This window comes from Streptomyces soli (assembly GCF_003999195.1).
In the GTDB taxonomy this organism is placed as follows: Bacteria; Actinomycetota; Actinomycetes; order Streptomycetales; family Streptomycetaceae; genus Actinacidiphila; species Actinacidiphila soli.
The window spans coordinates 1-9223 of sequence record NZ_RJVR01000275.1; the positions used below are offsets into that span (position 1 = coordinate 1).

Consider the following 9223-nt stretch of genomic DNA (forward strand, 5'->3'; position numbering starts at 1 on the left):
GGCGGGCGCGGTCGGGCGTACGACGGACGTGCTCGCCGTCCACCTCGACCACGCGGCGCCGCCGGGCGCGGCCGAGCTGCGGCGGCGGCTGGCGGCGCTGGGGGCGCGGGCCGTACCGGACGGCACGACGCTGATCGTCGGCGAGTACGCGGACGTGCCGGACGTGCCGCGCCGGACACTGGTGCTCGGCGGTGCCCGGTCCGGCAAGTCGGTCGAGGCCGAGCACCGGCTCGCCGCCTTCCCCGGCGTGCTGTACGTCGCGACGGCAGGTGTGCGGGAGGGGGACCCGGAATGGGCCCAGCGGATCGCCCTGCACCGGGAGCGGCGGCCCGGGGCGTGGCAGACCCTGGAGACCTGCGACCTGGTGCCGCTGCTCGCGGGGGGCGCCGACGAGCCGGCGCTGCTGATCGACTGCCTCGCGCTGTGGCTGACCGATGCGATGGACGCCGTCGGCGCGTGGGACGACGCGGCGTGGGAGCACGGCGGTCGGCACGAACTGCGGTCGCGGGTGGACGATTTGACGGCGGCCTGGCGGGCGACCCGGCGGACCGTCGTCGCCGTCAGCAATGAGGTGGGGTCCGGGGTGGTGCCTGCGACCGCGAGCGGCCGGCGATTCCGGGACGAGCTCGGGCGGCTCAACGCGGCGGTCGCGGACGAGTCGGAGTGCGTCCTTCTCGTCGTGGCCGGGCAGGCGCTCCCGCTGCGGGGCTGACGGGAGGGCGGCGCGAAGCCCGCGCGGATGCAACGGCCCCACTGCCGCGACGGGGCGGTAGTGTTCGGCCGGTGAGCGGCGTGAATCTCGAAGACTTCGGCTCCCGTGTGGAGCGCCCCGATGCCGGGGTCCGGCGCGATGCGCACGACCGGTGGGAGCGGGTGATGCGGCCGGCCGGGGCTCTGGGGAAGCTGGCGGAGCTCGCCGACTGGCTGGCGGCCGTCCAGGGGCAGGTGCCGGTGCGGACGATCGCGCGCCCGAAGGTCCTGCTGTTCGCGGCGGACCACGGGGTCGCGGCGCTCAACGTGTCGGCGCACCCGGCGGGTTCCACGGTGGAGCTGGTGCGCGAGGTCCTCGAGGGCGACTCGGCGGTGAATGTGCTGGCCCGTCAGTACGGGGCCCAGATCCGGGTCGTGGATGTCGGGCTGGACGTGCAGGTGGAAGCCCCGCACCGGGTCCGACAAGGCTCGGGGCGGCTGGACGTCGAGGACGCGCTGACGCTGGAGGAGGCCGAGCAGGCCTTCCGTACCGGTGTGGCGATCGCGGACGACGAGGCCGATTCGGGCACCGACCTCGTCCTGCTCGGGAACGTGAGCGTGGGCGGCACGACGGCCGCCGGGGTGCTGATCGCGGCGCTGTGCGGCACGGACGCCTCCGTGGTGACGGGCCGGGGCTCGGGCATCGACGACATCGCCTGGATGCGCAAGTGCGCGGCGATCCGAGACGGGCTGCGCCGGGCCCGTCCGGTGCTCGGCGACCAGATGCAGCTGCTCGCCGCGGTGGGCGGCGCCGACCTCGCCGCGCTGACCGGTTTTCTGCTGCAGGCGGCCGTACGCAAACTCCCGGTGATCCTCGACGGGGTGGTCACCGCCGCGGCGGCCCTGGTCGCGCAGCGCGTGGCCTTCCGGGCGCCGGACTGGTGGCTGGCCGGGCAGACGAACGGCGAGCCGGGGCAGGCCAAGGCCCTGGACCGGCTGTCCATCGAGCCGCTGCTCGACCAGGGCGTGACGGCGGGCGAGGGGACCGGCGCGCTGCTGGCGCTGCCGCTGCTGCAGGGCGCCGCCGCGCTGGCCGCGGGGCTGCCGGAACGCTTCTGATCTTCTGGCGCTTCTGGCGCTTCTGGCGGCGGCGCGGCGGGCTTTCTCCCCCTCACTTCCGGGGTATTGCGCCTAAAATCACCCTTTATGGGAATGGTCCGTGCCGCAGGTCCCGCGTCCGCGTCGTTCACGGTCTGGTACCTGCGTCTCGTGGGGTTCCTCAACCTCCTCAGCGCCGTCTGGGTCGCCTTCGGCAACAACATCCGCCGCCACAACGTCAACGAGTACTTCACCCCGTACCTCCTGACCGCCGGCTTCACCTCCGCCCTCCTCGCGTTCTTCCTCGGCATCACCATGCGGCGCAGGAAGCGCGCCGCATGGATCCTCAACCTGGTGATCAGCGGGCTTTATCTGCTGATCCTGGTCGTGTCGCTGACGGTCCCCGGCGTCCGTGAACACCCCCTGAACTGGGTGTCGCTGGCCCTGACCGCCACCTTCTTCGCCGCGCTGCTGCTCGGGCGCCGCGAATTCCGCGCCAAGGGCGACCGGGCGAACCCGAGGCTGGCCGCCCTGGTCGCCGTCGGGGGCGTGGTGGTCGGCGGACTGCTCGCCACCGCGCTGGTGACGGTCACCAACCGGGCTCACGGCTCGGCCTTCGGGGAGCGGTTCGGCTATGCGCTGCTGCGGGTGGTCTCCCTGGCGGGCGGCGACACGGACTTCCCGGGGATCTCGACCCCCGGGTGGGTGAACGTCATCATCAACGTGCTCAGCGCGGTGCTCTTCCTGCTGGTGCTGTACGTCGCCTTCCGCTCCCCTCACGGCACGGCGCTGCTCGGAGAGGAGGACGAGCGGCGGCTGCGCGCGCTGCTGGCCCGGTTCGGCGAACGGGACTCGCTCGGGTACTTCGCCTTGCGCCGCGACAAGAGCGTGGTGTGGTCACCCAGCGGCAAGTCGGCGATCGCATACCGCGTCGTCGGCGGTGTCTCGCTGGCGTCCGGCGACCCGATCGGCGATCCGGAGGCCTGGCCGGGCGCCATCGACGCCTGGCTGGCCGAGGCACGGGAGCACGCGTGGGTGCCGGCGGTGATGGGCGCGAGCGAGGAGGGCGGCACGGTCTACGCCCGGCACGGCGGGCTCAACGCGCTGGAACTGGGCGACGAGGCGCTCGTGGAGACCGCCGAGTTCACCCTGGACGGCCGGGCGATGCGGTCCGTACGGCAGGCGTACAACCGGGTGAAGCGGGCCGGGTACACCGTGCGGATCCGCCGGCACGAGGAGATCCCGTTGGAGGAGATGGACGCGCTGCTCGAGCGCGCGGACCACTGGCGGGACAGCGAGACCGAGCGCGGCTTCTCGATGGCGCTGGGGCGGCTGGGCGATCCGGCGGACGGGCGGTGCGTGATGCTGGAGTGCACTGACGCGGAGGGGGAGCCCCGGGCGCTGCTGAGCTTTGTGCCCTGGGGGCCGGAGGGGCTGTCGCTGGATCTGATGCGGCGGGACCGGGACTCCGACAACGGGCTGATCGAGTTCATGGTGATCGAGCTGATCCAGCGGGCGAAGGAGGTCGGGGTCAAAGAGATCTCGCTGAACTTCGCGATGTTCCGGTCGGTCTTCGAGCGGGGCGCGAGGCTGGGCGCCGGGCCGGTGCTGCGGGTGTGGCGGTCGCTGCTGACGTTCTTCTCACGGTGGTGGCAGATCGAGTCGCTGTACCGGGCGAACGCCAAGTACCGGCCGATCTGGGAGCCGCGCTACCTGCTGTTCGAGAAGAGCGGTGAGCTGCCGCGGATCGGGATCGCGAGCGCGCGGGCCGAGGGATTCATCCAGGCGCCGCGCCTGCTGTCGCTGTTCAAGCGACGGCGTCAGCGGTCCGGGTCCGGCGTGCCGCCGAGCCAGTCCTGAATCCGCCGCCGGGGCGCGTCCCAGCGGGCGTCGTGGCGGGCGGCCCGGTCGAGGGCACGGCGCTGGGAGCGGGGGCGGCGGGCGTAGACCTTGTCGGCCCAGTACGAGCCGGGGCGGGCGAGCCTGAGGGCCCCGAACAGCGCGACGAACGGGACGAGAATGCCGACGACCGCGAGCCGGCCCTTGCCCTTGACGAGGGCAATGAGGGAGAGGATCAGATTGGCGAGCACGGTCAGAACGACGCCGATACGGTCCTGCTGCTCGCTGACGGTCACCGAGTTCACGCCGAACGGGAGGAAGCCGCCCAGCAGCAGCGCGACGAGCGCGGCCGTCAGCACGACCACCTCCACGCTCTTGCGGCCGCGCTCACTCCAGTACACGTCGTCGAGGTAGAGCAGCAGCGCGAACTCGTCCAGGACCAGCCCCGCCCCCATTCCGAACAGCACCGCGCAGACCCCAGCCGTCCAATCGTGCTGGCTGCTCGCCACCGCGCCGAAGCCGCCGATGACGGTGAGGACGACTCCGGGGACCACGTGGTGGATGTGCATGCCGCCGGGGGTGACATTGCGGAACGGTCCCTTGCCCGCCCGGATCAGCCGGGTGATCGTCCGGGTGACCACGAAGGTCGCCAGGAAGGACGCCAGCGCGAGAAGCAGCGGCAGCTTGCCCGGCTCGACGATGTTCCGGTACCACCAGTGACCCATGTCCGTAAATCTACTGATTCGCGGCCCCGATACGCTGCACGCCATGGCTTTTGACGACGGACCGCGCTTCGCCTTCGGCACCCTGACGATCCTGCGGGTCCGGGTCACCCGCTGGGACCGCGCGGCCGCCCGCGCGGGCATGCTCTGCGCCCCGCTGGTCGGCCTGGTCGTGGGGGCGGTCGCGGCTTTCGTCGGCGGCCTGCTGCTGCTCCTCGGGGCGAGCACTCTGCTGGCCGCCGTCGCCACGGCCGCGGTGCCCGCCGCCCTCACCCGGGGTCTCCATCTGGACGGCCTCGCCGACACGGCGGACGGCCTGGGCAGCGGCAAGCCCGCGGAGGACGCCCTCCGCATCATGAAGCAGTCGGACATCGGCCCCTTCGGCGTCCTCAGCCTCCTCTTCGTGATCCTCGGTCAGATCGCCGCCCTCTCCTCCCTCTACGCCTTTTCCTGGGCCCTGGGCGCCGTCGCCATCACCCTCGCCTCCGCCGTCGGCCGCGCCGCCATGACCCTCGCCTGCCGCTCCGGCATCCCCCCGGCCCGCCCCGACGGCCTCGGCGCCGCGGTCGCGGGGGCCGTCCCCGTACGCACCGCCTGGGGCACCGCGGCTGTGGTCGTACTCCTCGGCGCCGCGTGCGGTACGGCTTTCGGGCCTTGGGGCGTCCTGCAGTTCGCCGCTTCGGCGGTGGCCGGGCTGGCGGCCGCGGAGCTTCTGCTGCGGCGCTGCCGCGCCCGCTTCGGCGGTGTCACGGGGGACGTGTTCGGCGCGCTCTGCGAAACGGCGGTCATCGCCACGTTGGTCGTCGCCTCCCTTGGCTAGGGTTGGCGCCGTGACGTCAACTGCCGCCCCGGGCAAGGACCGCAAGATAGCGGGGGCGGCCCTGCCGCTCTACCTGACCCTGATCGCCTCGTCGGCCGGCGCCGTCGTGGACACGGCGGTCAGGCGGGTGTCTCCCCCACCCAACCGGTCCCTTTTCCCGAAACCGGGCTTCGGCCCGGCCCGCCAGGGCGGCTTTGCCCGCTCTGGGGGTAGGCGAGGGTGGGGAAACCCCTTGCGGTGGGGTTGACGGGGGCGGATGGGCTATGACGCGGCGTAGTGTCGATTCCGCGTCCGCCCATCGCAGGCGCAGGGGTACGAGAAGCCCGGAATGGCGTGCGGTGGGCGAGGGCGGCCGGCCCATCCACCGGCCGGAAAATACGAGGAACAGGACCTTCAATACCGTGACTGCACTGACTCTCAGCACTTCCTCCGCCGCAGCGCTGCGCGCGGACGCCGTCGTCGTCGGCGTGGCCAAGGGGGCGAAGGGCCCCGAGGTCGCCCCGGGTGCGGAGGCGGTGGACAAGGCGTACGGCGGCAAGCTGGCGGCGACGTTGGAGACGCTGGGCGCGTCGGGCGGCGAGGGCGAGGTGACGAAGCTGCCGGCGCCGGCCGGGGTGAAGGCGCCGGTGGTGCTGGCGGTGGGCCTCGGGGAGCCGCCGGCGGACGGCGAGGTGTACGCGGCGGAGGCGCTGCGGAAGGCGGCAGGGGCCGCGGCACGCAGCCTGAGCGGTTCGAAGAAGGCCGTGTTCGCGCTGCCGGTGGCGGACGCGGCTTCGGCGGAGGCGGTCGCGCAGGGCGCGCTGCTGGGCGCGTACACGTACACCGCGTACCAGGCGAAGAGCAACGGCAAGACGCCGCTGGCGGAAGTGGCCCTGGTGGGCGCCAAGCCGCGCGACAAGGCGTACAAGGCCGCCGCCGACCGGGCGATCGCACTCGCGGACGAGGTCAACCGGGCGCGGGACCTGATCAACATGCCGCCGAACGACCTGCACCCGCAGGAGTTCGCGACGGTCGTGCAGGCGGCGGCCAAGGAGCACGGCCTGAAGGTCGAGGTGCTGGACGAGAAGGCGCTGGCCAAGGGCGGCTACGGCGGCATCCTCGGCGTCGGCAAGGGCTCGGCGAACCCGCCCCGGCTGGTGAAGCTGTCGTACAAGACCCCCAAGGCGAAGAAGCACCTGGCCTTCGTGGGCAAGGGCATCACCTACGACTCGGGCGGCATCTCGCTGAAGCCGGCCGGTCACAACGAGACGATGAAGTGCGACATGAGCGGCGCGGCGGCGGTCTTCGCGGCCGTGGTCGCGGCGGCGAAGCTCGGCCTGGAGGTCAATGTCACCGGCTGGCTGGCGCTGGCCGAGAACATGCCGTCGGGCACCGCGACCCGCCCCGGCGACGTGCTGCGGATGTACAGCGGCAAGACGGTGGAGGTGCTGAACACCGACGCCGAGGGCCGGCTCGTGCTGGCCGACGCGATCACCCGCGCGTCGGAGGAGAAGCCGGACGCGATCGTCGATGTGGCGACCCTGACCGGCGCGATGGTGCTGGCGCTGGGCAACCACATCTTCGGGATCATGGCCAACGACGACGGCTTCCGTACCGCCGTCCACGACATCGCGACCGAGGCCGGCGAGCAGTCCTGGCCGATGCCGCTGCCGGTGGAGCTGCGCAAGGCGATGGACTCACCGACCGCCGACATCGCGAACATGGGCGAGCGGATGGGCGGCGGCCTGGCGGCCGGGCTGTTCCTGAAGGAGTTCGTGGGCGAGGGCATCCCGTGGGCCCACCTGGACATCGCGGGCCCGGCCTTCAACGAGTCCGGCCCGTTCGGCTACACCCCCAAGGGCGGCACGGGCTCGGCGGTGCGCACGCTGGTGCGGCTGGCCGAGAAGGCCGCCGACGGCGACGTCCTGTGATCGACGTTCCGATCGACGTCTGATCGACGTCCTGTGTGATCTTTGCGTCACACATGTACGGGCCCCGGGCATATCGCCCGGGGCCCGTACGTTATCGCGTTCGCCCTGAGCGAGATACCGACGAGTAGGCAGAGAGCTGGACGTTCCGTACGTCTCAGAGCCCGGCCCGGTGGCCCGTCCACCGCGAACAAGTGCGAAGATGTTGTCTCGGCACGACAGGGCCCCCGTAAACAGAAGCGGCCGAAAAAAAGCCGCCGCCCGGTCACGGCAGACCGGCTCCGGCGTACCCATGCATGGAGGACGTGACGTGGCGAACGACGCCAGCACCGTTTTCGACCTAGTGATCCTCGGCGGCGGGAGCGGCGGCTACGCGGCTGCCCTGCGCGCGGCGCAGCTCGGTCTGGACGTCGCCCTGATCGAGAAGGACAAGCTCGGCGGCACCTGCCTGCACCGCGGTTGCATCCCCACAAAGGCTCTGCTGCACGCGGGTGAGATCGCGGACCAGGCCCGCGAGAGCGAGCAGTTCGGCGTGAAGGCCTCGTTCGAGGGCATCGACATCGCCGGGGTCCACAAGTACAAGGACGACGTCATCTCCGGCCTGTACAAGGGCCTGCAGGGCCTGGTGGCCTCGCGCAAGGTCACGTACGTGACCGGCGAGGGCCGGCTCTCCTCCCCGACCTCGGTGGATGTCAACGGCCAGCGCTACACCGCGCGCCACATCCTGCTGGCGACCGGCTCCGTGCCGAAGTCGCTGCCGGGCCTGACCATCGACGGCGACCGCATCATCTCCTCCGACCACGCGCTGGTGCTGGACCGGGTCCCGAAGTCCGCGATCGTGCTGGGCGGCGGCGTCATCGGCGTCGAGTTCGCCTCCGCGTGGAAGTCCTTCGGCACCGACGTCACCGTCATCGAGGGCCTGCCGCACCTGGTCCCGGTCGAGGACGAGAACAGCTCCAAGCTTCTTGAGCGCGCCTTCCGCAAGCGCGGCATCAAGTTCAACCTGGGCACCTTCTTCCAGAGCGCCGAGTACACCGCTGACGGTGTCAAGGTCACCCTGGCCGACGGCAAGACCTTCGAGGCCGAGCTGCTGCTCGTCGCCGTCGGCCGCGGCCCGGTGTCGCAGGGCCTCGGTTATGAGGAGGCGGGCGTCGCCATGGACCGTGGCTACGTCCTCGTCGACGAGTACATGCAGACGAACGTGCCGACCATCTCGGCCGTCGGTGACCTGGTCCCGACCCTCCAGCTCGCGCATGTCGGCTTCGCGGAGGGCATCCTGGTAGCGGAGCGACTGGCCGGCCTCAAGACCGTGCCGATCGACTACGACGGCGTGCCGCGCGTCACGTACTGCCACCCGGAGGTCGCCTCGGTCGGTATCTCCGAGGCGAAGGCCAAGGAGCTGTACGGCGCCGACAAGGTCGTCACCCTGAAGTACAACCTGGCCGGCAACGGCAAGAGCAAGATCCTGAAGACCGCGGGCGAGATCAAGCTCGTCCAGGTCCGCGACGGTGCGGTGGTCGGTGTCCACATGGTCGGCGACCGTATGGGCGAGCAGGTCGGCGAGGCCCAGCTGGTCTACAACTGGGAGGCCCTGCCTGCCGAGGTCGCGCAGCTGATCCACGCGCACCCGACGCAGAGCGAGGCCCTCGGCGAGGCTCACCTCGCGCTGGCGGGCAAGCCGCTGCACTCGCACGACTAGTCCCTGGACACGCAGACCAATACGCACAGATCGTTAGGAGCAACCGAAACCATGGCGGTTTCCGTAACCCTGCCGGCGCTCGGCGAGAGCGTGTCCGAGGGCACTGTCACCCGATGGCTGAAAGCCGAAGGTGAGCACGTAGAGGCCGACGAGCCGCTGCTCGAGGTCTCGACGGACAAGGTCGACACCGAGATCCCGGCGCCCGCGTCCGGCATCCTCGCCTCCATCAAGGTGGCCGAGGACGAGACGGTCGAGGTCGGCGCCGAGCTGGCCATCATCGACGACGGCACGGGCGCGCCTCCCGGTGCAAGCACCGGCTCCACTGGAGCTATCGCGCCCCCTGTCGCGGCTCCGGCCGCCGTGCCGGCTGCCGCGCCCCTGCAGGCTCCGGCCCCCGCCCCGGTGGCCGAGGCTCCGGCCCCGGCCCCGGCTGCTGCTCCGGCCGCCG

Annotated in this window: 8 protein-coding genes; 7 read left to right on the top strand and 1 reads right to left on the bottom strand. The window is 71.8% G+C overall.

What is annotated here, in order from left to right:
* From EFK10_RS29910 to EFK10_RS29920, 3 genes are all read left to right on the top strand, one after another.
* Positions 1-712 (top strand): bifunctional adenosylcobinamide kinase/adenosylcobinamide-phosphate guanylyltransferase (locus EFK10_RS29910; RefSeq protein WP_164836199.1); only part of this gene is annotated, 712 nt, incomplete at its 5' end.
* Positions 713-783: 71 nt separating this feature from the next.
* Positions 784-1809: a nicotinate-nucleotide--dimethylbenzimidazole phosphoribosyltransferase gene (gene cobT, locus EFK10_RS29915; protein ID WP_127358780.1), complete on the top strand. Its 1026-nt coding sequence runs from the start codon at positions 784-786 to the stop codon at positions 1807-1809.
* A gap of 87 nt (positions 1810-1896) precedes the next feature.
* Entirely contained in the window at positions 1897-3648 is a 1752-nt protein-coding gene (locus tag EFK10_RS29920; protein WP_127358781.1) for a phosphatidylglycerol lysyltransferase domain-containing protein, read from the top strand.
* Here EFK10_RS29920 and EFK10_RS29925 read toward each other — a convergent pair.
* Entirely contained in the window at positions 3609-4352 is a 744-nt protein-coding gene (locus EFK10_RS29925) for a hypothetical protein (RefSeq protein ID WP_127358782.1), read from the bottom strand. The two genes, EFK10_RS29920 and EFK10_RS29925, sit on opposite strands and share 40 nt — an antisense overlap.
* 43 nt (positions 4353-4395) lie before the next feature.
* On the opposite strand from EFK10_RS29925, the gene EFK10_RS29930 reads away from it, so the two are divergent.
* The 4 genes from EFK10_RS29930 to EFK10_RS29945 form a co-directional block, all read left to right on the top strand.
* Positions 4396-5169, top strand: a complete 774-nt coding sequence (locus EFK10_RS29930; protein ID WP_127358783.1) for an adenosylcobinamide-GDP ribazoletransferase — start codon at positions 4396-4398, stop codon at positions 5167-5169.
* Between the two features lie 401 nt (positions 5170-5570).
* Complete coding sequence (locus EFK10_RS29935; RefSeq protein ID WP_127358784.1) at positions 5571-7079, top strand: leucyl aminopeptidase; 1509 nt, start codon at positions 5571-5573, stop codon at positions 7077-7079.
* 307 nt (positions 7080-7386) lie between these two features.
* The gene (lpdA, locus tag EFK10_RS29940; RefSeq protein WP_127358785.1) at positions 7387-8775 is read left to right on the top strand and encodes a dihydrolipoyl dehydrogenase; all 1389 of its coding nucleotides are present in this window, start codon (positions 7387-7389) and stop codon (positions 8773-8775) included.
* 51 nt (positions 8776-8826) lie between these two features.
* On the top strand, positions 8827-9223 hold a 397-nt coding region (locus EFK10_RS29945; protein ID WP_322973428.1), incomplete at its 3' end, for a biotin/lipoyl-containing protein.